The sequence below is a fragment of the Thalassospira lucentensis genome, from assembly GCF_050516545.1.
Taxonomy (GTDB): domain Bacteria; phylum Pseudomonadota; class Alphaproteobacteria; order Rhodospirillales; family Thalassospiraceae; genus Thalassospira; species Thalassospira lucentensis_C.
The window spans coordinates 3,631,169-3,652,805 of the sequence record NZ_CP191544.1 but is presented as its reverse complement, the minus strand read 5'-3'; the positions used below and the strand labels follow the sequence as shown (position 1 = coordinate 3,652,805).

The following is a 21,637-nucleotide window of genomic DNA, read 5'->3' as shown; positions in this document are numbered from 1 at the left end:
AAGTTAGAAACACGACAGATAAATTTAGAATCTGTGACGCGTAAAATTAGAACCAAGGGTGCAAGAGATACGCACCCTTGGTTTTTTTGTCGATAAGACCAGCCTTAAAACAAAACTGTTCGAAAAAGGTCGCCATGAAGCGGCTTCCTTTATAGTATCTGGCAACTAGGCGGGGTTGCCCCTGCCTGAAAAACATAAAAACAAATGCCAAATTGGGAGGCGCGAACAGGGGGCTATCACCCTGTTCGTGAACATAAACGCAATGCGTTCGAGACCAGCGAATTCGTTTCGCGTTGTGGTTCGGTTTCTTGTCGGTATGGTGGCATTGATTTCCGTATCCGGCACGGCTGCAGCGTGCGAAATAACCATTCTGACGTCATATCCGTCGTCATTTTACAAACCATTCATCGACTTGTTTGTTAAGCAAACGGGAATGTCAGATGTTTGTGTTCAGAACAAAAACACCATCGGACTGATCTCGCATGTCCGCGAAAATCGTCGACCCATTCCTGATATTGTCTGGGCAAGTTCCCCGGTTGCTTTTGAACTACTCGATCAGCATGGCGCGCTGGCGCATTTCCCCGACAAGCTAAGTGCCTTTTCTGATATGGCCGGGATCATACCCGATTCACCGAATGGCTCGCGCTTTGGGTTTGCACTGTCCACCATCGGGCTGATGTCGCGTGAAGATCAAGCAGCACTAGAGACGGTCGAAATCGCCGATCTGGCATCGCCTGATTATTCGGGACTTCTGGGGATGAGTTCTCCGTCGCGCAGCGGGACAACTCATCTGTTTGTTGAAAGTCTTCTCCAGCAATATGGCTGGCAGGAAGGATGGGCGTTGCTCTCCCAAATTGGGGGTAATCTGGCAACCGTCACGGCGCGCAGTTTCGGAGTGCGCGATGGTGTGGCACGCAGCCGCTTCCGATATGGCATCGGAATTGATTTTCTTGCCCGGGCAGAGTTCCCGTCTGGCGAAGGTCTCGCCTTCCGGTCTTTTGCCCCTGGTTGGTATTTCCCTGCCAGCGTGGCCGTAACCGTCGTTGGTGCGCATAACGCGCTATCGCTTCGGTTCGTTGATTTTCTTAGAAGCTCGACTGCGCAGGAGTTGCTTCTGGCCCCTGAAATTGGGCGCATTCCGATCAATCCTGCGCTTTGGAGCAGGGCGGGTTTTTCACCAACGGTACAAGAACCGCACCATCGTCTTGATTTGGAATTGGCAGCACAGCGTATGGTGGTGGTCAACGCACTTTATGATGACATGATCACTCATCGCCTTCTTGAGCTTAAAAAGCTCTGGGTGGCGTTACGCAGGCTCGAAAACACACCGGTTATCACACAATCAGATTCGATGCGTTCGCTACTTGGCGCCGTACGCGATTCACTTGAAATTGTGCCCGTTGCGGCTTTTATGGCCAATGAAAGCAGCTTCGAACAAGCTTTCTCGGCTGCCGGGCCACCGGAGAATGCGCTTGCGGGGCGCTTGCGGATACAAGACAGCTGGTCGAACGATTTCAGTCAACGTTTCAAAACGGCGCGCGAATTGATTGCCCGGATGGACGCGTTTCAAAACCATCTTGATCCAGGGGCATTGGAATGAAGTGGCGCTTGAGCAGTCTGCGCGCCAAGCTGACTCTGTCGGTCGTGGTGATCGCCAGCGTTTCAGTGATTGCAACAGCGATTTCAAATCTTACCCTTGGTGGTGTCAGTCAAACTGTTGCCGATCTCGCATCTGATAATCTGTCCGTCACAGCAACAAGTGCGCGGTTTGCCGAAATTGGGCAAGTCATAAGGGTCGACACGCCGCGATTGGGAAGTGCATCTACCCAATATGCCCGTCAGGAAGCGCTGGATCGTCTTCAGGTCCATTTTCAGGATTTGAACCGTCTTAGTCAGGAACTTGCCACCTACGCGCCGGATCTTACCGAAACACTTGCACAGCTTCTTGACGCCCTGATGATGAATGTGGAGAAACTTGATGCCAATGTCGCGAGCAAGTTTGAAATGCGTGATGATTTGGGGCGTCAAGTCGCGCGGATCAATCGTCTGCATAGTGATTTCCTGCTCGAAGTTGACCCGCTGCTCATTGATGCCAATTTCAATGTAACTTCAGCGATTGATCGCAGTTTTTCATCTCATGATCAACAATTGCAAACCGATGCTGTCGTCAATGAAGTGCGTTTTACCGAGGCGCTGGGGCGTTTACATGCAGCCTGCAATCTGATTGTCGGGTTGATGTTGCGCGCAGTCGGTGAAGACGATTTCAGTGCGATCGAGCAACTCCGGCTGCGTTTGCTTGAAAGCATCTCCGAAGCTAATGAAAACCTCCCATCCTTGCAGCAAAATAGCAGTTCGATCACCTTGCTTCAAATTTGGTATGAAATTGCATCTTATGGTGAAAGCCCGCGTGATCTGCTTGAACTCAAGCTGCGTAAAACAGCGCTTTTGCGTCAAAATGCCCAGTTGCAGAATGAAAATGCAGTGTTGCTTGAAATTTTGGGGGGGATGGTTGCCGATACTGTCCGTGAAAGCGGTCAACGTACTGAAAACGTATCGTTGCAGATTAAACGTGAAGTGAGAAGTGGACAGCTTTTTGGACTTCTCGCCGGCATTGCGACGGTCGGCCTGTTGGTCCTGTTTTCCGTATTCTTTATCCGTGGGCAGTTGCTACAGCGTTTGATGAGGGTTTTGTCCTCAATGCAAATCATTGCCGATGGTAACTTTGCGCATCGGGTTCTGGTGGAAGGCAAGGATGAGATTGGTCAACTTGCCGATACTGTCCGATTGTTTCGTCACAAGTCACAGGCGCTTGAGACCCATGCCGAAGCATTAGAGGCCTCCAACAACGAGCTGCGCAACGAGGTCACCTTGCGTCAGCAAGCCGAACAGGATTTGCGCGAAACTCAGGCCGAGTTGTTGCAGGCTGCTAAACTGGCGGCTTTGGGGCAGTTATCTGCCAGCATCGCCCACGAATTCAACCAGCCTTTGGCAGCGCTAAGTTCCTATAATCACAATGCATCCCTTTATCTGGAACGCGGCGAGCATGACAAATGCCAAGAAAAACTTGAAGACATCGACAGGCTGGTTAAACGGCTGTCGAAAACATCTAATCATCTTAAAAGTTTCGCTCGGCGTCCGCAGGAAGCTGTAACAAAACATGATGCGATAGAAGTTCTGGAAAATGCGCTATCCCTGTTTGAGGGGCGGATCACGCAAAATGGCGTCAGACTTGATCGAAACTATCCCGATGGATCGGTCTATGTTCTGACCGATCCGGCAAAACTTGAACAGGTTCTGGTCAATCTGCTTAGCAATGCCCTCGATGCCGTTGAAAGGCAGAGCAGCCCGACCGTTCGACTGAAGATCGCCGAAACGGATCGTCAGGCTGTGATTTCTATTGAGGATAATGGTATCGGGTTTACCCCAGATGTGGGTGACAAACTGTTCGAACCCTTCTTTACCACCAAGCCACCTGGCAAAGGGCTGGGACTGGGTCTGTCCATTTCGTTCAATGTTATTCGTGACCTCGGTGGACGCCTTAAGGTTTTACCGGGCAAAGATGCACAAGGTGGAACGACTGCAAGCGTGGAGCTGTTTAAAACGTGAAGAATGACAGTGTAAAATCACCGGTCTTGTTGATTGATGACGAGGCGGAAATTCGACGGGCGTGGGAAGAAACCCTTCATCTGAATGGATTCACACCGCACCCCTTTGAAGATGCGCAGCAGGGGGTTGCATCCCTGCAGGCAGATTGGCCGGGGGTGGTTCTGACAGATCTGCGCATGCCGGGCATGGATGGTTTTGGTGTTCTTGATGCGGTTAAACGTATCGACCCGAAAATTCCGGTTATCATTGTCACCGGACATGGTGATATTCCCATGGCGACCAAAGCGGTCAAGTCTGGAGCATATGACTTTATCGAAAAGCCAGCCGATCCTGAAATGTTGCTTGCAGTGGTCAGGCGTGCTGCGGAATTGCGGCGTCTTGTTCTTGAAAACCGCTGTCTGACAAGCCGCAGCGATGATGGTTATCAGATTGAAAATCACATAATCGGCAATCATCCAAAAATCGACCGCTTGCGACAGCAAACCGCAGTGGTTGCAAGTTCGGACGTTAATACGATCATTTATGGCGAAACCGGCACGGGTAAAGAACTGGTCGCCCGGGCGTTGCATGAACTTGGTCCGCGCAAGGGGGGGCCATTTGTTGCAATCAATTGCGGTGCTTTGCATGAAACCTTGATCGCAAGTGAACTGTTTGGCCACGAAAGCGGTGCGTTTACCGGGGCTGATCGTCGCCGTATTGGAAAGCTTGAACAGGCAAGCGGCGGCACGCTGTTTCTTGATGAAATCGAAAGCATGCCATTGGGACAGCAGACTCAGCTTTTGCGAGCGTTGCAGGGGCAGGTCATCGAGCGGCTCGGGGGTAAATCACAGATCCGGATTGATGTGCGTGTGATTGCTGCAGCTAAGGAAGATCTCGAACTTGCTGCCGAGAAAAATACATTTCGTGCGGACCTCTATTACCGGCTTGCTGTGACAACTCTAACCATTCCACCATTGCGTGAACGGGGCGATGATATCGCTTTGTTGTTTGTCCATTATGTTACCAAAGCATGTCGCAAGCACGGACTGCCTGTTCCCGATATTTCAGAAATCAGTCTTGATGATCTAAGTGGAAAATCCTGGTTGGGGAATGTTCGGGAACTGGTTAATGCTGCGGAGCGCTATGCGTTGCAGCTTGAGAATGCCGGTATGGGATCGGCGACGATGAATACCACGACGGCCTCTTTACCTGACCAGATCGACGCCTTTGAGAAAAAGGTGATTTCATTTGCATTGCAACGATGTTCCGGCCGTATTCAGGAAACGGCCGACCATCTCGCAATCCCCCGGAAGAAACTTTATTTGCGAATGCAGTATCATAATATCGACAAACGGGATTTTGCGGATACTCAATAAAATGTGTCAAAATCAACACATGAATTTGATCTGCTGGGTTAATATTGACCCAAATATCCGGTGTAAGAGAAAAAACAAAATCTTGAATTGTATTTTAATATCAATGATTTAATTGAGAATTAAAGGCGATTTCCTCCTTGGCATAACCGTTGCAATTGTTTTGACGCCGACCCGTGTCGGTCAATGAACAAACCAAATAGGGAGGAACCAATGTCCAAGATGGTTCACAAGACTTTGCGTCGCCTGGGAACAGGTGTTGCGATGGCAGCAATGCTTGCAACTGCAACCGCGCATGCTGCGGATGACAAACTTGTCATCGTAACGTCCTTTCCGTCTGATCTGACGGACGTTTTCAAAAATGCCTTCATGAAGGAAAACCCATCCGTATCGGTTGAGGTTGTTAATAAAAGCACCTCTTCTGGGGTTAAGTACCTGATTGAAACATCGGGAAATAACCAATCTGACATCTTCTGGGCTTCCGCACCGGATGCCTTCGAAGTGCTAAAGGAAAATAGCCTTCTTTCCAAGTATGAGTCAGGCGTTGGTGGTGTTGCCAAGGAACTGAACGGATATCCGATTAATGATCCAGACGGCTATTATTCCGGATTTGCGCTTTCGGGTTATGGCTTCATGTGGAACGAACGCTACATGGATGCTTATGATCTTCCGGAACCGGTAGAATGGGACGATCTGACTAAGCCCGTCTATCATGGTCATGTCGGTCTGTCTGCGCCGTCGCGTTCCGGTACCACCCATTTGACGATTGAAACCATCCTTCAGGGTGAAGGTTGGGAAAAAGGTTGGCAAACCATTCGCGATATTTCTGGTAACGCCAAAACCGTCACCGAACGTAGCTTTGGTGTACCTGATGGTGTGAACAGTGGTTCGTTCGGCATCGGGATCGTGATTGATTTCTTTGGCTTCTCGTCGATGGCATCGGGCTTCCCAGTTGATTTCCGTTATCCGAGTGTCACCGCCCTTGTCCCGGCGAATATTGGTGTTATCGCTAATGCACCAAATTCTGAACCGGCAAAGAAATTTATCGACTTCCTGATGTCAGAAACCGGACAGGGATTGCTGTTTGATCCGAAAATTATGCGTTTGCCGGTTAACGAAGCTGCTTATGTGAATGCTCCCGAAGGGTTGCCGAACCCGTTTGATGGTTCGATCAAATCCGAAGTCGCATTTGATACGGCTGTCTCGCAGGGCCGCTATAATGTCGTCAACTCGTTGTTTGATGTCATGGTCACCTATCGTCTCGATGATCTTCGGGCTGCGACAGTTGCCATTCAGGAAGCAGAAGTTGCACTGGCCGAAAGCGGTGCAGCCAACCCTGAAGCAACCAAACTGATCGAAGACGCAAAGGCATTGCTCCACACCCTGCCGGTTGACGAAGCCAAGGCAAACGATCCGGAATTTGCCGCAATCTTCAAAAGCAAACGTAAAAAGAAAACTGACAAGATTGAAGGCCGTCAGGCAGAAATCGAACAGGAATGGGACAACCAGGTCGTTCAGAATTATCAGAAGGCGGCAGAACTCGCCAATACTGCCCGTTTCATGTTCTGAGGCAATTGACTTCCTGGTGTCATGCAATGTGACTTGGTAGCCGTTGGGGGTATGCCAAGAGCTTGCATGATGCTTACCCTCCCTGCCAGAGAGAGTGAACTCTGGCAGGGACCAGATTTCCCGACACTGGAGAATACTTATGTCATCCGCCGCTTTTGCGCGACCGGTGCGTTTCTCTTCGCTTGGTCCATACATGGTTGCTGGGATTGTGGTCCTGTTTTTAGGGGCTTTCCTGTTGGTGCCGGTTCTGAAGGTCATTCAGGTCGCCTTTCAGGATTCCGCCAGTGGATCGTTTACGCTGGTAAACTTCCAGGACTTCTTCAACAGCGCACTTTTCCGCCAATCCTTCTTTAACTCGGTTTATGTATCGGGCATGTCTGTCGTCTTTGCGTCGGCATTTGCGCTGCCCCTTGCCTATTTTACGACTCGGTTCAACTTTTCCGGTTCGGTAATTATTCAAACACTGGCCTTTGTTCCGTTGATCATGCCGCCCTTTATTGGCGCTGTTGCAATGCAATTGCTGTTTGGGACAAATGGCAGTGTGAACCTTCTTTTGCGTGACTGGTTTGGGATTAATATTCCGTTTATGGAAGGTCTCAACGGGGTGATCTTTGTTCAGTCAATCCACTATTTCCCATTCATCCTGATCAATCTGAGTGCAAGCCTGCAAAACATTGATCGTTCGATGGAAGAGGCTGGTCAAATGCTGGGCTCAAGTGGTTTTCGCCTGTTCCGTCGTATCGTCTTCCCGTTGGCAATGCCGGGTTATATTGCCGGTGCGTCACTCGTTTTCGTCAAAGTGTTCGATGATCTTGGCACGCCGCTTTTGCTGAACGTTAATACGATGCTTGCTCCGCAGGCCTATTTGCGGATTTCATCCATCGGGATCTCGGATCCGATGGGATATGTGATTTCCTGCATTCTGATTATTTTCTCTGTCTTCGCCATGTGGGTCGCTTTCCTTGGCATGCGTGGGAAAGACTATTCGACGACGCAAAAAGGTGGTGGTGGTCTATCCAAACGTGATCTGCGATCACATGAAGCGATACTTTGCTATGTCGTGATTTTTTCGATCCTCGGCATTGTTCTTGCTCCACATCTTGGTTTGGCGCTGCTGTCATTTGGTTCGGTCTGGTCCTTTAGCGTTCTGCCCGACAGTTTCACGACGGCTCATTACGGCACAGCCTTTACTTCAGCCTGGACTTTCATCAAGAACACCCTGATCTATGCCGGTCTTGCAGGGGTGATTGATATTGTTCTGGGTACTGCGATTGCCTATGTCGTGATGCGGACCAATGTAATCGGGCGCAAATGGCTTGATTACTTAGCGATTTCTGCGCTTGCGGTCCCCGGTGTCGTGTTGGGTATTGGTTATCTGCGTGTCTTTTATGGCGTGGAAATGCCAATTACCGGGCAGCCGATGGCAACCTGGTGGGGGATTATTGTCATAGCCCTTGCCGTACGTCGTTTGCCATATGCATTGCGGTCTTGCACGGCTGCCTTGCAACAGGTTTCCCCATCGCTGGAAGAAGCATCCGAAAACCTTGGGGCATCAAAGTTCCGGACAGTACGTCGCATTGTCATTCCATTGATGGCCAGTGGTCTTGTGGCCGGTTTCGTGACCAGCTTCTCGACAGCTGCGGTGGAGCTTTCTGCAACCATCATGCTTGTTTCAACCGAAAATGACGCACCGCTTGCCTATGGACTTTATCTGTTCATGCAGTCGGCTGCCGGTCGTGGCCCTGGTGCTGCGCTTGGTGTCATGGCGGTCATTATCGTCGGTTTGGCAACCTACCTTTCACATCGGATGGTTGACCGTGCACGCCAGCAACGCAGCAGCATGGAACAGGCCGCAGGAGATGCAGCATGACCATAGCAAACAATCCGTCCAATAATCGTCGCGCACAGGAGGCCGACACCATGACCACGATGCAAACTGAACCGGTTCAAATCGACATTGAAAACCTCTCTTTGTCGTTTGGTGAAACCGAAGTTCTCAAAGGGGTGAACCTGGCCATTCGTCCGGGAGAATTCTTTGCTTTTCTCGGACCATCGGGCTCGGGCAAGTCGACCCTGTTGCGTGCGATTGCCGGCTTTGGTCCAACTCCCAAGGGCCAGATTAAACTTGATGGCCAAGACATTGTTGGTTCCGTGCCTTGGCAGCGTAATGTGGGTATGGTGTTTCAAAGCTATGCCCTTTGGCCGCATATGACTGTGGCCAAAAATGTCGCCTTTGGTCTTGAAGAACGCAAAGTTCCGTCATCTGAAATTGGGCCAAGGGTCCGTGCTGCATTGGAACTTGTTGGTATGGGTGACTATGCTGAACGCTTCCCGTCCCAGCTATCGGGGGGGCAGCAACAACGCGTGGCACTGGCCCGCACGATTGTTGTCGAACCGCGCGTTCTGCTTTTGGATGAACCGCTCTCAAACCTTGATGCAAACCTGCGTGTTCAAATGCGTCAGGACCTTTTGAAATTGCAGCGGCGTCTGGGTATCACCACGATCTTTGTGACCCATGATCAGGAAGAAGCTAACACGATTTGTGATCGCATTGCCGTAATGGCAGATGGTGTTGTTCAGCAAATCGGTCGCCCAGATGAGGTTTATGACAACCCTGCCAACAGTTTTGTGGCGAAATTCCTAGGTACTGCAAACATCCTTGACGGGGAGATTGTCCCTGCTGCAGGCGGTAGGTGTTTCGATTGTGGTGCCAACCTTCGTATACCGGTTGGGCCGGATGAAACTCCGGGCAAGGCACGACTGGTGGTTCGGCCCGAAAGTATCGAGTTCAGCAACGAAGGCGCAGAAGACACCCTTTCTGGTTCTGTCGTATCGGCTGAGTTCCTTGGCGGGATGGTGCGTTATGTCATCGATATCAACGGTCAGGAACTACTGGTCGATGAACGTCATACTCGTGGGAAAAAGCGGATGCAAAGCGGCGAGCAGGTTGTTCTGAAACTTGATCCTGTGCAGGCAGTTCTGATCCGCGATTGATGTTAATAAACCCAGGCACCGAACGAATCAAATCGTTCGGTGCCCTCTTTGTGTGACCTGTATTACGAAGGTTCGAAAATGTCAGAAACAAAACTTCCGACCATTTTGCTCGTCCGGCATGGAGAAACCCAATGGAACACCGAAGGACGCTTGCAAGGGTGGCAGGATGCGCCATTAACACTTAATGGCTTTCGTCAGGTTTGCGCGGTTGCTGAGAACATCCGTGAAATGTGGGTTGGTCTGCAAAAAAATGGCAGTGTTAAGTACCACACCAGTAGTCTCGGTCGAGCCCGGCAGACGGCTTCGCTTCTTTCCGATTGTTGGGGAATCCCATATGCAGATTTCGCAACCGACGATGCCATAAAAGAACGTAACTACGGCCAATGGGAAGGCATGACTTTGTCGGAAGTCTCGCGGAGCCGATCAGCGGAATTTGAAGCGCATCAGAATGATCCTTGGGGCTATCTGGTGCCGCGTGGGGAAACCAAACTTGAATTGCTCGCACGTATTGATGCATGGCTTAATCAACTTCCAACCGACCAAGCGCATGTTGTGGTTACACACAGCGGTTGTTTTCGCCTGATCCGTGGCCTTTATGTCGGCGCGTCACATGCAGATATGGACAGTTATCGCGAGCCGCAAACAACGACCTACCTGCTTGAGGATGGACTAAGCTATGAACAGGCTATGCCCGGGAGTCTGATGACCAAGTTCAAATTGAACTCTAAAACTTTAACCGTACAGATTTAAGCGAAACATTTGGATCACCACATCTTGTAAACTGATCCATAAAACTAAAAACGGGCCAGCATCGCGCGGGTCCGATTTTGTACGTCTATTGTGATGAGACGTCTAGGTTGTGACACGCATGTCAGCCCCTTTTTCATTCTGAGCCTGATTCTGAGAGGTTTCACTGATGCTTCTCTTAGCGGGGGAGCCGCTTAGGATCTTCGAGCTCCTGCTCTCGTATCAAGTCTTCCAATGTTGGTCGTCGTGGGGTTGCTGCTTCCGTTGTTAGCCTCAGGTCGAGTATGGCTAATAATGTCTCGATCTTTCTGATTCCCAATTCATGTAATTTTCCATTTTCGAGAGCGTTCAGGGTTGAACGGCTGACACCGGCTTCTACGGCAAGATCTACTTGCCGCACTCCCTTTGCCCTTCTGTGATTTCGGATCGTCTCGCCGATATCGTAAATGTTCATTACCCAAACCAATGTCTAGTATTTTGGACATTCTGCCTGAAATAGCGGAAAATGTCTAATATATTGGACAATTATTTTCCTGTTTTAGGTATTCCCATCATTAATTGAGCCGAATACGATGTTAAATCGGCTCACAAGGGAGTTTTATGATGGGCAAATGGAATTGGCAGTACCGGGATTGGCCCAACTTCACTTGGGATAGGCAGCAGACCCAAGCTCGCTTACCTTCTGTTTATCATAAACAGGGATACGTGGCCGGATTGGTCAACTCGCTGAACGGCAGACGAGCCTTAATCACCAAAGCACTTACCGAGAACATTGTTGCTTCTTTTGCAATTGAGGGCGAGTACCTCGACGCAACTGATGTATCCAATGAAATCGAGCGCGGGTTTGGCCAACCTTCCTCTTACGAGAAGACCAAAAGTGTCGGGCTACTGGAGGGAAACGCCGCTGCTTTAATATCAAACATTTTTGACAAGTCCTCTGAAGTCCTTACTCCGCATCGATTAGGGGTGTGGCAGCGCTGTATGTTCGAGAGGACCTACTCATCGGCTCAAATCGGTCAACCGGCAACATGGCGGACCGAAGATATCCAGGTTGTTTCTGGTGGCAGGGGCAACCGGAAGATTCACTTTGAGGCTCCCGGTCCATTACGTGTTCCAATCGAGATGGAAGCATTCTTGAAATGGTTTTTTTCCAGTCGGAAAAGCAAAGAAATAGACCCCGTCTCGCGAGCAGCTTTGGCACATCTGTGGTTCGTGACGGTGCATCCATTCGAAGATGGTAACGGCAGGAGCGCACGCGCGGTTGCTGACCTGGCACTGTTTCAGTCAGACAAAAATGCTGTCTTGTACCCAATGGCGCCTTACATTTTAGCCGACCGAGAGAACTATTACAGAGTGTTGGAGCGAACTCAGTCTTCCGGTTTGGATGTAACGGAATGGATGATCTGGTTTTTCAAAACTTTGGAAAATGCGCTCGACGGGGCGATAACCAGATTAAGCTGGAGTATTGAAGCGAATAACCTCGTGACAATGCAGCCAGAAAATCGACTTCTGACACAACAAGTTAGAATTCTTGTTTTGCTGCATGATGATGCGGATCAAAATGTCATAAGTGCATCACAATATGCTGCGATTAATAGCGTTAGTAAGGCGACAGCGACGCGCCACCTTACTGACCTGGTCGACAAGGGCTATCTATGCGTTTGCGAAGGACGCGGCCGTTCGACGAAATACCGTTTGTCAGACAAATAATTGATCAGGCATTAGACCCTTCCAAAATCTGGTATGCCCTGACGCATGATTTCGCGAAGGGTCAGGGAATAACGAGAGGGGCGACTGTCTCCTTTTGGACGACGAACAATCTTCATCTCGCCACCCGTTTCATCAAACTCGATGATCCCGACTTGATGAATGTCCAGAGCGTCAATCGCAGCATTAATTTCTTCTGATGGCCAACGGAACGAGTTGTTTCTGCAAAGCCATACGTGGCGGAAAAAGCTCGAGCGATAATCGATATCTGACAGCAGTGTGAATTGACGCATAAATCCGGAATTTGTGACGCATAAAACCAGAAAGCCGGAGATGACGGAATATCATCTTCGGCTTTTTCTTTTGTCATCCTCACGTATCAATAATAGCGCGGTCTTAGCGCCTTCGCACACACCCTGTACGGCGTTAGCCGTGCACAGAAAACATCTCGTCCATAATCAGTTTCATGTAGGTCACGTGTCCAAAGACGGTCGGGTTATGGGTCGAATGCGTGTTGTTATAATTATGTGACAGCGGGTTCTCCCCTTTTTTGCCTGGCTTGGGGATGATATTTGTCATTGCTGCCCCACCGACAGGAGGAATGCGGCAATGAAGGAAAACCTGACGCCGATGATCCGGAACTGCGCACGCGCGGTGATCATCCGTGATGGCGCTATTCTTCTGCTGTGTAAACAAAGCCCGTCTTACGGCACGCGGTATGCATTGCCCGGTGGGGCACAGGAAGAACATGAAACGCTGGAAGCCGCTCTGATACGTGAATGCCAGGAAGAGATAGGGACCACTGTAGCGGTGTCCGGTCTGATGCACGTGGCGGATTTTTTCAAGTCTCGTGGCACCTCTATTGAAATAAATAAGCATACGGTTGAGTTTCTTTTTTCATGCTCGGTCCCCAACAATTACGCGGCAACCAATGGGCCAGCACCCGACAAAAACCAAAAGAACGTCTTCTGGCTGCCGCTGGGTGAATTGGCAACTGCACCTCTTTTCCCTGAAGATCTGCGTCCGTTGCTAAATGCATCGGCACCACAACAACCGTTTTATCTTGGGCGGATCACATGACATCAGCCTTATCCGCCCCAGTGCGCGACAATTTCCGCTTTCTATGGATCGAGGCAAGCACACAAGTCGCAGAGCTCCGTGATGCATTGGAACAGGGATCGGTCGATTTAGCGCGCAAGGTCGTCGACCGAAGCGGCTATGCCGATAATCTGAAAATGCGTGTGCGAGACGGCTGTATCACCGCCATCATGCAGATGCCAAAATCAAGCCCGGATGCATTGATGCTGCGCGCAGTGGAATCCATTGCGATTGATTTGGGACGGCTGACGCGGCTGTGTCGCGAGTGTGTGGCGCAATATGAAACGCTTGAACATGTTCCGCGCCGAAAGCGCCGCCACCACGCAGCCCTTCTGGCCTATGTCGAACAGGGCCTCCAACTGATCGAACAGGCAACGGACGAAGCTGATACCTCAACAGCGGTCAAGGCCATCAAGGTCAAGACCAAGATCGACGAAGATTACAAACAGCTTATTCGTGCCTGTAATGCCGATCTGACAAAACGCAAAGACCCGACGGTCGTGATTGCATCGATCTTCATGGCGCAGCGCATCGAAGAGATGGGCACGATCATTCAGGATATGGGCGATGCGATCATATCGGCCAATATGGGTCAGCAATTGACAGCAGATCGCTACCGGTCTCTTTCGGCAACTGTAAAGCGCCTGCGCGGGAACAGGAAGGCCGGTGACATCACAATCGAACCGCTTGCCCAAACCCGGTCGGGAAGTGCTATTTCCGGTGTTGCCGATATTGGTGCGGACGATGACAGCTATATCGCGGTGTTCAAGGATGGCAAACGCCGGAAGCTTAAGGAAGAACGTCAAAAGGTCGATCGGTGGAACGCGATATATCCCGGTTTGGCGCCAAAGATTTTATCGTTTCACAAAAAACAGGATCAGGCCGCACTGCTGATCGAACATTTGCCGGGACTGACATTCGAGAAAATCCTGCTGCAGGAAGATCCGGCTCTGTTGGACGAGGCCCTAAAGGAATTGAAAAAAACGCTGCGTGCGGTTTGGCGTAAAACACATGCCGAAAAACCAATCGCCGCGCAATATATGACCCAATTGGCAAAGCGGATGGATGCTGTTTACGACATCCATGCCAACTTCAAGGACGATGGGTGTGTGATTGCAGGTCATTCCGTTTTGTCGTTTGATGACCTGATCAAAGCCTGTGCTGCGCGTGAAGCCAAACTCAAAAATCCATACACGGTTCATATTCACGGCGATTTCAATTTCGATAACATCATTTACGATGACGAAACCCGCTCCATACGGTTTATCGATCTGCACCGCTCGACGGATATGGATTTCTTGCAGGATGTTTCGGTTTTCATGGTGTCGGGCTACCGGCTTCAGGCACTTGATGCGGAACGCCGCAGAAGAGTTCATTATGTTATCTCTGACTTCTATGGGTTCGCCCGCCGTTTCGCGCTTAAAGCCGGAGATGATACCTTCCAGCTTCGGCTTGCTCTTGGCTTGGCGCGTTCTTTTGCCACATCGACACGGTTTATTCTGGATCAATCACTGGCACGCAGCATGATGACCCGTGCGCGGTTTTTGCTGGAACGTGTCGTTGCCTCAGACCCAAGAAAACCCCAAGACTTCACCGCCCCGATCGAGGACCTGTTCATTGATTAACAAGAAAATCGCCGTTGTCGGCATTCCCGGAAAATGGTCGACCGAGGCCCTTGCAAACGCGTTGGAGGAAAAAACCGGTTTCCGTCTTGTCGTCGATATGGCCGATGTGACCGCCGATCTTGCGGCCGGGACGGTGATGGCCAAGGGCGTCGATCTAACGGGCCTTGACGGTGTGGTGGTGAAAAAAATCACGGAAATCTACAGCCCGGACGCGCTTGACCGACTTGAGCTGTTGCGCATTGCCGAAGCAGCCGGCGTGCGGGTGTTCAGTCCGGCTGTAAATATTCTGCGCCTGATAAATCGGCTATCCTGCACGGTAACCCTGCGTAATGGCGGCATTCCGATGCCCAAAACCCGGGTGACCGAAAATGTCGATGTTGCCATCGCGGCTGTCAAAGCATTCGGGTCTGCCGTGTTCAAACCGCTTTATTCGACCAAAGCACGCGGGATGACGGTCATAGACTCCATCCAACCCGATGCGGAAATCTTTGATGCAGTCACCGCGTTTAAGGCGGAAAACCCGATGATGTATATCCAGCAGAAATTGTCGCTGCCGGGTCAGGACCTTGGTCTGGTATTTCTCGGCGGTGTCTATCACGGCGCCTATGCACGGGTGGCCAAAAACGATGCCTGGAACACAACGATCAACAGCGGTGGAAAATATGCACCGTTTGAATGCGATAAGGATGTGATTGAAATGGCGCGCCGCGCACAGGCCCTGTTTGACATGGACTTCACCACTGTCGATGTTGCGCTGACCGACCAAGGCCCGATTGTTTTCGAAGTCTCTGCCTTTGGTGGTTTTCGCGGTGCAAAGGAAGGCATCGGTATCGATGCCGCCGCCCTTTACGCCGACTACGTTCTGGATGCTGTGTCATGAGCAATCCTGATACCCGAATGATGTCAAAAGACATTGCCGCGCAACTGGCAGAAGGCGTAAGCCTTCAGCCGGGCAGCCTCTTGCTTGACCTTCCTGATATGACAATCCGGCTGCGCTCCAATTCCACAGCCCTTCTCGAAAAATTGCGGGCGTATTTTAAACATACCGTGATCGATAAGGGTGACGCGACCGTCGAAATTCATGCGTTCGATTGCGCGCCCCCGGACCTTGGGCTTCACTATACCGACTGGCTGCGCGAAGCCGGAAAAACCGGACGTAAAGATGCGGTTTTTGACCTTTCCGATGGTCGCGTCGTCAAAAAGGTACGTACGGGCATGATGTTCCTGCAAAGTTTTGATCACAGGATTGCTGCGGGGCCTTGTCTGGAAAACGACAATCAGGTGATCAATTTCATCAACGCCCAATATATGAGCATGCTGCAACACAACGGATGGTCTATCTGTCATGCCGCCGGTTTGGTTCGCAATGGGTTGGCACTTGGGTTGGCAGGGTTTTCTGGCGGCGGTAAATCAACACTGATGTTGCACATGCTTAATGAAAGCGGCACGGCGTTCCTTAGCAATGACCGCCTGTTCGTCCGGCGCACCGATGACGGTGTCATGGCGGCGGGTATTCCAAAACTGCCCCGGATAAATCCCGGTACGGCGCTGAACAATCCACGTCTTGGCGATATCGTCACCCCTGAGCGACGCGATGAACTGGCTGCATTGCCCTTAGCGGAACTTTGGGACATCGAAGAAAAGTATGACGTCGATATCGAGAAAACCTATGGCCCGGATCGCATCGCAGCGCGGGCACCCTTATGTGGGTTCGTCATTCTGAATTGGTCGCACAGCGCTGATGACCCGACCCGGATCACGGAAGTCGATCTGAATGATCGGCGCGACCTTCTTGCTGCAGTCATGAAATCGCCCGGCCCGTTTTATCAATTGGCCGACGGTTCCATGCATGCCGGTAATTCGGTTCTGGATGAAGAATCCTACCTGTCGACTTTCCAAAATGTGCCGGTTTACGAAGTCACAGGCCGCGTGGATTTTGATCAGATCGCCAAACACTGTCTGGACAGGCTTTTTAACAAAGGCCCGCAAGCATGACCCGTGAATTGCTGATATTGCGCCACGGCAAGGCAAAAGACCCGGAATACAATATTGCTGATCGCGACCGGCCCCTCAGGACCAAGGGAAAACGTCAGGCGCAGCGCATGGGTGCCTGGCTGCAAGAACATGATTTGTTGCCCGATGTAACCATTTCTTCCCCGGCGGAACGTGCCCATGTCACGGCGCAAAAAATGCTTAAGGCCGGTGGTAGGCACGCCCATGATATTGCGGTGGATGACAGAATTTACAATGCATCTGTGGCCGCACTGCTTGACGTGCTTGCCACGTATCCAACCGCCCCGAACAGAGTAATGATTGTTGGGCACAATCCGGGCCTGGAAGGACTGGTGCATCATCTTGCTTCATTGTCTTTGCCCGGTACAGATGATGGGCGGCTGCTTAAAACCGGTACGCTTGTTCATCTGGCCATGCCCGATGACTGGCGGAAATTGTCCGGTGATTGCGCAAAAATCGTTCATTATATTCGGCCCGAGACATTGCCAGATGGGTTTCCCTACCAAACCCCGAACGGCTTGGAATGGCGCGACCGGCCAGCCTATTATTACACCCAGTCTGCCGTGATCCCATATCGCCAAACGGAACGTGGGCTCGAAATTCTTGTGATCACTTCCAGCAGTAAAAGCCATTGGGTCGTGCCCAAGGGAATACATGAACCGGGATTAAGCGCCCAAGATTCCGCCGCCCAAGAAGCCCAAGAAGAAGCAGGTGTATTAGGGCGCGTGCACGCGGCTGCAATCGGCAGCTATACATATGAAAAATGGGGTGCTACGTGCCGCGTGAACGTTTATCCGATGGAAGTAACGGGCGAACTCGCCCCCGAGTTATGGGAAGAAAGTCACCGTCAGCGCCGCTGGTGCGCACCTGATGAGGCCGTCCTGCACATCAAGGAAGACGCGCTAAAGGCGATCATTCTGGATTTTGCGGCGTCACGCGGTGAGGGGAACTCATAATCATGGCCCGACATTTTGCAGCACTTATTCGCCACGGCGATTACCATCAAAGACCGGGCGCACCCAGCGCACATCAGCCCTTCGCCCTGACAGAGCGTGGTGCGCGTCAGGCATACGAAGCCGCCGGGATTCTGACCGATATGGCAACAACGCTTGGGGCCGATATTCATCCCCGGATCGACAGTTCACAAATGCTGCGTGCCTGGGCCACCGCCGACATTATGCGCACGGCCCTGAACGGTGATTTTTCGATAAGCTGTCATGATGCGCTGGCTGAACGAAGTGTCGGTGCGGCGGCAAACCTGCGTGTTGAGGAAATCAAAGAGATCATCGACGCCGACCCAAGATTTGAGCCATTGCCCGAGAACTGGAAATCTGACAGCCATTTCCGTCTCCCCCTTCAAGGGGCCGAATCATTGATGCAATCTGGCGAACGGGTGGCGGCGCATTTGACTGAACGTATGAATGGTTTACCTGCGTGCGACACCATCAAGATCTTTGTCGGTCATGGTGCCGCGTTCCGTCATGCCGCACACCATTTGGGGGCCTTGGCATTTGACGATATCGCACGCCTGAGCATGTATCACGCGCGTCCGGTGTTGCTTGAATATGCGCCAGACGGGACGTGGCGTCATGCCGTAGGCGATTGGAAAATTCGCAGCACTGCGGAACCGCTATTGGATTAAGCCGATGACAGAACCGACCAAACATCAAAATCCGCAGATCGACGTTGCGTTGCCTGAGTATAAAGGCCCTTGGCCGTCATGGCTGTATCCGGAACTTCCCCGTGAAGCCCGCGACTGGACCTTTGGCGGCGATAAATCGTTTGGCGAAGAAAACGGGGATCGCAATTTGCTGCTGGGCGAGCTTGACCGGCTTACAAAGCGCAAATTGTGGACATGGCCAAAGCGCCCGGTTCTGTTCTTTTCCGATTTACATGCCGATCGAAAAGCCTTCGTTGCGTCACTGGTCGCATCGGGCGGGGTGCGTCGTACGGGTCCGGGGGTGATGAATTTCCGCCTGACCAAGCTTGGTCGGCAGGCGACATTCATTATTGGTGGCGACTGTTTCGACAAGGGGCCGCACAATCTGAAACTTCTGCGCGCGGTACGGCGTTTGATTGAACTTGATGCGCGGGTTCGTATTCTGGCCGGAAATCACGATGTCCGAAACCTCCTTGGCATGCGGGTTGTCGGTGCAGATGTGGATCACCGCAACGACCATTTTTTCCTGCGCCTTGGCCCCAAGGTGGTGCCGTTGCTCGTTGAAATCCGCGATGACTATTTGACCGGGCGCGATGCATTTTCCGGTATTCCCGACGAACAAGAATGTCGCCGCCGTCTTATGCCCGGTCCTGACTGGTTTGATGCCTTTCCCAAAATTGCCGCCGCCGATCTTTCGCCCAAGCAGATCGAGGTCGAACTCAAGCGGATTCGCAATAAGCGCAAAAGCTTTGAACCGGCCTGCCATGCTGCCGGACTTTCGATGCGTCACGCTTATGCTGCGGTGATGAAATGGCGTGAATTATTTTTGGAACCTGATGGCGAATTCAACTGGTTTTTCAAACGTATGCGACTTGGGTATCACGTCGGCTCTTTCATGTTTGTGCATGCCGGGTTTGACGACGAGATCGCAGACCTTCTGCATGCGGACGGGGTAAAGGCACTTAACCGGCAATTTCGCGATGCCCTGTCTGGTGAACCGTTTGATCTGTATTACGGGTCAATCGCCAATACCGTCCGGACAAAATACCGCCCGGTCGACCGTCGATTAAGCCGGAAGGGTGTGGAAAAACTGCATGACAGCGGCATTCACGCCATCATACATGGCCATCGCAACTTGCTCGATGGTCAGCGGATCATGCTGCGGCGTGGTCTGATCAACTTTGAATGCGATTCAACCATCGACCAACATTCGCGCCATAAAGAGGGGCTGACAGGGTCTGGCGCTGCCGTCACGGTCGTCCACCCGGAAGGCTATATTTTGGGGATTAGCACGGATTTTCCCTATGCCAAGGCCTTTGATCCGAAACGCACACTGACCGCGCTGAGTTCTGTGCTCAAGTTCGAAGACAAAAGCGGAAAAACGGACCGATGAAACAGATCAAGAAAAAGTTCAGACACGATTCTTTGCAGGATGCAGATTCGATCAAGGCGATCTTGAAAGCCATCACCACCGGACTGGGTAAGGGGAAGGTCGTGCTCAGCGATGATCAGGATGAAATCATCCTCAAGCCCGAAGGCCTTTTGAATCTGAAGGTTTCCGCCTCTCAGGACGAAGACAGAAGCAGTCTGACCCTACGCGTCAGTTGGCACGCTGATCGTGATGTTCCCAAAAACCGAAAACTGGTCGTTGGCGAAACCAAGTAAGCCCCGCCTGGATATAAGAAAACGGGCCCGCATTTGCAGGCCCGTTTTTATATGCGGTCTTAAATCAGGGGGTACTTACCCCACTACGTTGAATTCCGGCCCGTATGGATAGCCGGTGATGTTTTCATTGCCATCTTCGGTGATGACCAGAATGTCATGTTCGCGGTAACCACCCGCACCGGGTTGGCCCTCTGCAATGGTCAGCATCGGTTCCATACTGATCACCATGCCCGGTTCCAGAACGGTGTCGATATCTTCACGAAGCTCCAACCCGGCTTCACGCCCGTAATAGTGCGACAAAACGCCAAAGCTATGCCCGTACCCGAATGTGCGATATTGCAGCAAATCGCGTTCGGCAAAGAAATCATTGATCTTGTGCGTGACCTCGGCACAGGACGCACCGGGTTTTAGTAACGACATGCCATATTCATGTGCGGCCACATTGGCGTTCCAGATTTCAAGGCTGGCATCATCAACGGTGCCGACAAAAAGCGTGCGTTCAAGGGCGGTGTAATAGCCCGAAATCATCGGAAATGTGTTGAGTGATAGAATATCGCCGCGCTGTAATTTACGCGCGGTGACCGGATTGTGTGCCCCATCGGTATTGATCCCCGATTGGAACCAAACCCACGTATCGCGGTATTCCGCATCCGGGAAGCGTTTGGCAATTTCAAGTTCCATCGCATCGCGTCCGGCCATGGCAACATCAATTTCGCGCACCCCTTCTTTGATGGCGTCTTTGATGGCATAGCCACCAATATCGGCAACCTCGGCACCGGCACGGATCAGGGCGATCTCAGCAGGTGATTTATGCATCCGCTGGCGCATGGTTGCAGGCGCGATATCAAGACTACGTGCCGGTGTCAGGAATTCATCAAACAGCGCTTTTTGCGCCAAAGTGATGTGATCGCCTTCAAAGCCGATCACCTTGCCCGGTCCCGTGACCGATAAAATGGCCCGCCAGTAATTGTTTCGCTGCCAGTCGGTATAGGTAATGTTATCGCCATGACAACGGCGCCAAGGCTGTGCCGCATCAATACCCGCACTGATCGTCACACTTTGGGATTTTGTGACCACCAACGCATAGGGGCGACCAAACGCGCAATACAGAAAGCCGGAATAATAGGCGATATTGTGCATCGATGTGAAAACACAAGATTCAACGCCAAGCTTGTCCATTGCATCGAGTAACCCGGCAAGGCGCGCATCATACTCCGCCTCTGCGAACGGCAGGCTGCGGTTTCCCTGGTGAAAACGGTAAAAATCCGGGCGATCCATACGCAAAATCCCTCTTTTGGGCGTTACCGCAAAGGGGGTGGGTGACCTCCCCCTGTCTTGGTAACGACAAAGCAAGATCCCGGCGTTCAGGATATGAATGATGATGAAAAATCGGGCGTGCATTTCGCACTGGCGACGCCATCGCCAACCCATTTTCCCATCTTTGGCGACATGAGCCGGTTTTACAAGGAAAATCTAATGGGTTTGTCAAAGTCTAGGTTTGTTCGCGTCTCGCCAAATTGGTTTGCCGAATTTATGCTGTAAAACCCCGCGTTAAAGTATTTTCTTAACAGCTTGGCGGTTTACTGTTGGGGAATACGATA

20 protein-coding genes are annotated in these 21,637 nt (G+C 51.4%); 17 read left to right on the top strand and 3 right to left on the bottom strand.

The genetic code is table 11. The features are described from left to right. Positions 1–262: 262 nt before the first annotated feature. The 7 genes from ACQ0MK_RS16680 (at position 263) to ACQ0MK_RS16650 (ending at position 10,271) form a co-directional block, all read left to right on the top strand. Positions 263–1,600 (top strand): ABC transporter substrate-binding protein, encoded by a 1,338-nt coding sequence (locus ACQ0MK_RS16680; protein WP_430473564.1) that lies wholly within the window; start codon positions 263–265, stop codon positions 1,598–1,600. Further along, entirely contained in the window at positions 1,597–3,606 is a 2,010-nt protein-coding gene (locus ACQ0MK_RS16675; protein ID WP_430473563.1) for an ATP-binding protein, read from the top strand. Before ACQ0MK_RS16680 ends, ACQ0MK_RS16675 begins: the two co-directional genes overlap by 4 nt. Beyond that, positions 3,603–4,961, top strand: a complete 1,359-nt coding sequence (locus tag ACQ0MK_RS16670) for a sigma-54-dependent transcriptional regulator (protein ID WP_430473562.1) — start codon at positions 3,603–3,605, stop codon at positions 4,959–4,961. The genes ACQ0MK_RS16675 and ACQ0MK_RS16670 overlap by 4 nt, the downstream gene beginning before the upstream one ends. Positions 4,962–5,171: 210 nt before the next feature. After that, a complete protein-coding gene (locus ACQ0MK_RS16665) occupies positions 5,172–6,527 on the top strand; it encodes an extracellular solute-binding protein (protein ID WP_430473561.1) in 1,356 nt (451 codons plus the stop codon). A 139-nt stretch (positions 6,528–6,666) separates the two neighbouring features. After that, the gene (locus ACQ0MK_RS16660; RefSeq protein ID WP_430473560.1) at positions 6,667–8,397 is read left to right on the top strand and encodes an ABC transporter permease; all 1,731 of its coding nucleotides are present in this window, start codon (positions 6,667–6,669) and stop codon (positions 8,395–8,397) included. Beyond that, positions 8,394–9,521 (top strand): ABC transporter ATP-binding protein, encoded by a 1,128-nt coding sequence (locus tag ACQ0MK_RS16655; RefSeq protein ID WP_430473559.1) that lies wholly within the window; start codon positions 8,394–8,396, stop codon positions 9,519–9,521. Before ACQ0MK_RS16660 ends, ACQ0MK_RS16655 begins: the two co-directional genes overlap by 4 nt. Before the next feature lie 78 nt (positions 9,522–9,599). Further along, positions 9,600–10,271, top strand: coding sequence for a histidine phosphatase family protein (locus ACQ0MK_RS16650; RefSeq protein ID WP_430473558.1), 672 nt, complete (start codon positions 9,600–9,602; stop codon positions 10,269–10,271). Positions 10,272–10,446: 175 nt separating this feature from the next. Here the strand turns inward: ACQ0MK_RS16650 and ACQ0MK_RS16645 are convergent, their stop codons facing one another. After that, a complete protein-coding gene (locus ACQ0MK_RS16645; protein WP_430473557.1) occupies positions 10,447–10,722 on the bottom strand; it encodes a helix-turn-helix domain-containing protein in 276 nt (91 codons plus the stop codon). Positions 10,723–10,871: 149 nt separating this feature from the next. Here ACQ0MK_RS16645 and ACQ0MK_RS16640 point away from each other — a divergent pair, with 149 nt between their 5' ends. Beyond that, positions 10,872–11,978 (top strand): Fic family protein, encoded by a 1,107-nt coding sequence (locus tag ACQ0MK_RS16640; RefSeq protein ID WP_430473556.1) that lies wholly within the window; start codon positions 10,872–10,874, stop codon positions 11,976–11,978. A gap of 11 nt (positions 11,979–11,989) precedes the next feature. Here the strand turns inward: ACQ0MK_RS16640 and ACQ0MK_RS16635 are convergent, their stop codons facing one another. Continuing rightward, a complete protein-coding gene (locus tag ACQ0MK_RS16635) occupies positions 11,990–12,268 on the bottom strand; it encodes a hypothetical protein (protein ID WP_430473555.1) in 279 nt (92 codons plus the stop codon). A gap of 316 nt (positions 12,269–12,584) precedes the next feature. Between ACQ0MK_RS16635 and ACQ0MK_RS16630 the strand changes: the two genes are divergently transcribed. The 8 genes from ACQ0MK_RS16630 to ACQ0MK_RS16595 are packed head-to-tail and all read left to right on the top strand — an operon-like array spanning position 12,585 to position 20,036. Then, positions 12,585–13,055, top strand: coding sequence for an NUDIX domain-containing protein (locus ACQ0MK_RS16630; protein WP_430473554.1), 471 nt, complete (start codon positions 12,585–12,587; stop codon positions 13,053–13,055). Continuing rightward, positions 13,052–14,698: a phosphotransferase gene (locus ACQ0MK_RS16625; RefSeq protein ID WP_430473553.1), complete on the top strand. Its 1,647-nt coding sequence runs from the start codon at positions 13,052–13,054 to the stop codon at positions 14,696–14,698. Before ACQ0MK_RS16630 ends, ACQ0MK_RS16625 begins: the two co-directional genes overlap by 4 nt. After that, complete coding sequence (locus tag ACQ0MK_RS16620) at positions 14,691–15,578, top strand: GAK system ATP-grasp enzyme (RefSeq protein WP_430473552.1); 888 nt, start codon at positions 14,691–14,693, stop codon at positions 15,576–15,578. Before ACQ0MK_RS16625 ends, ACQ0MK_RS16620 begins: the two co-directional genes overlap by 8 nt. Further along, complete coding sequence (locus ACQ0MK_RS16615; protein WP_430473551.1) at positions 15,575–16,693, top strand: HprK-related kinase B; 1,119 nt, start codon at positions 15,575–15,577, stop codon at positions 16,691–16,693. Before ACQ0MK_RS16620 ends, ACQ0MK_RS16615 begins: the two co-directional genes overlap by 4 nt. After that, a complete protein-coding gene (locus tag ACQ0MK_RS16610) occupies positions 16,690–17,667 on the top strand; it encodes a histidine phosphatase family protein (RefSeq protein ID WP_430473550.1) in 978 nt (325 codons plus the stop codon). Before ACQ0MK_RS16615 ends, ACQ0MK_RS16610 begins: the two co-directional genes overlap by 4 nt. A 2-nt stretch (positions 17,668–17,669) precedes the next feature. Further along, a complete protein-coding gene (locus ACQ0MK_RS16605) occupies positions 17,670–18,353 on the top strand; it encodes a histidine phosphatase family protein (protein WP_430473549.1) in 684 nt (227 codons plus the stop codon). Positions 18,354–18,357: 4 nt separating this feature from the next. Further along, positions 18,358–19,764 (top strand): metallophosphoesterase, encoded by a 1,407-nt coding sequence (locus ACQ0MK_RS16600; RefSeq protein ID WP_430473548.1) that lies wholly within the window; start codon positions 18,358–18,360, stop codon positions 19,762–19,764. Further along, positions 19,761–20,036, top strand: coding sequence for an amphi-Trp domain-containing protein (locus tag ACQ0MK_RS16595; protein WP_430473547.1), 276 nt, complete (start codon positions 19,761–19,763; stop codon positions 20,034–20,036). The genes ACQ0MK_RS16600 and ACQ0MK_RS16595 overlap by 4 nt, the downstream gene beginning before the upstream one ends. Positions 20,037–20,111: 75 nt before the next feature. Here ACQ0MK_RS16595 and ACQ0MK_RS16590 read toward each other — a convergent pair whose 3' ends face one another. Continuing rightward, positions 20,112–21,314 carry a M24 family metallopeptidase gene (locus ACQ0MK_RS16590; protein ID WP_430473546.1) on the bottom strand — a complete coding sequence of 401 codons (1,203 nt, stop codon included), beginning with the start codon at positions 21,312–21,314 and terminating at the stop codon, positions 20,112–20,114. 93 nt (positions 21,315–21,407) lie between these two features. Here ACQ0MK_RS16590 and ACQ0MK_RS16585 point away from each other — a divergent pair, with 93 nt between their 5' ends. Further along, positions 21,408–21,578 (top strand): hypothetical protein, encoded by a 171-nt coding sequence (locus tag ACQ0MK_RS16585; protein ID WP_430473545.1) that lies wholly within the window; start codon positions 21,408–21,410, stop codon positions 21,576–21,578. Positions 21,579–21,637 lie beyond the last annotated feature (59 nt).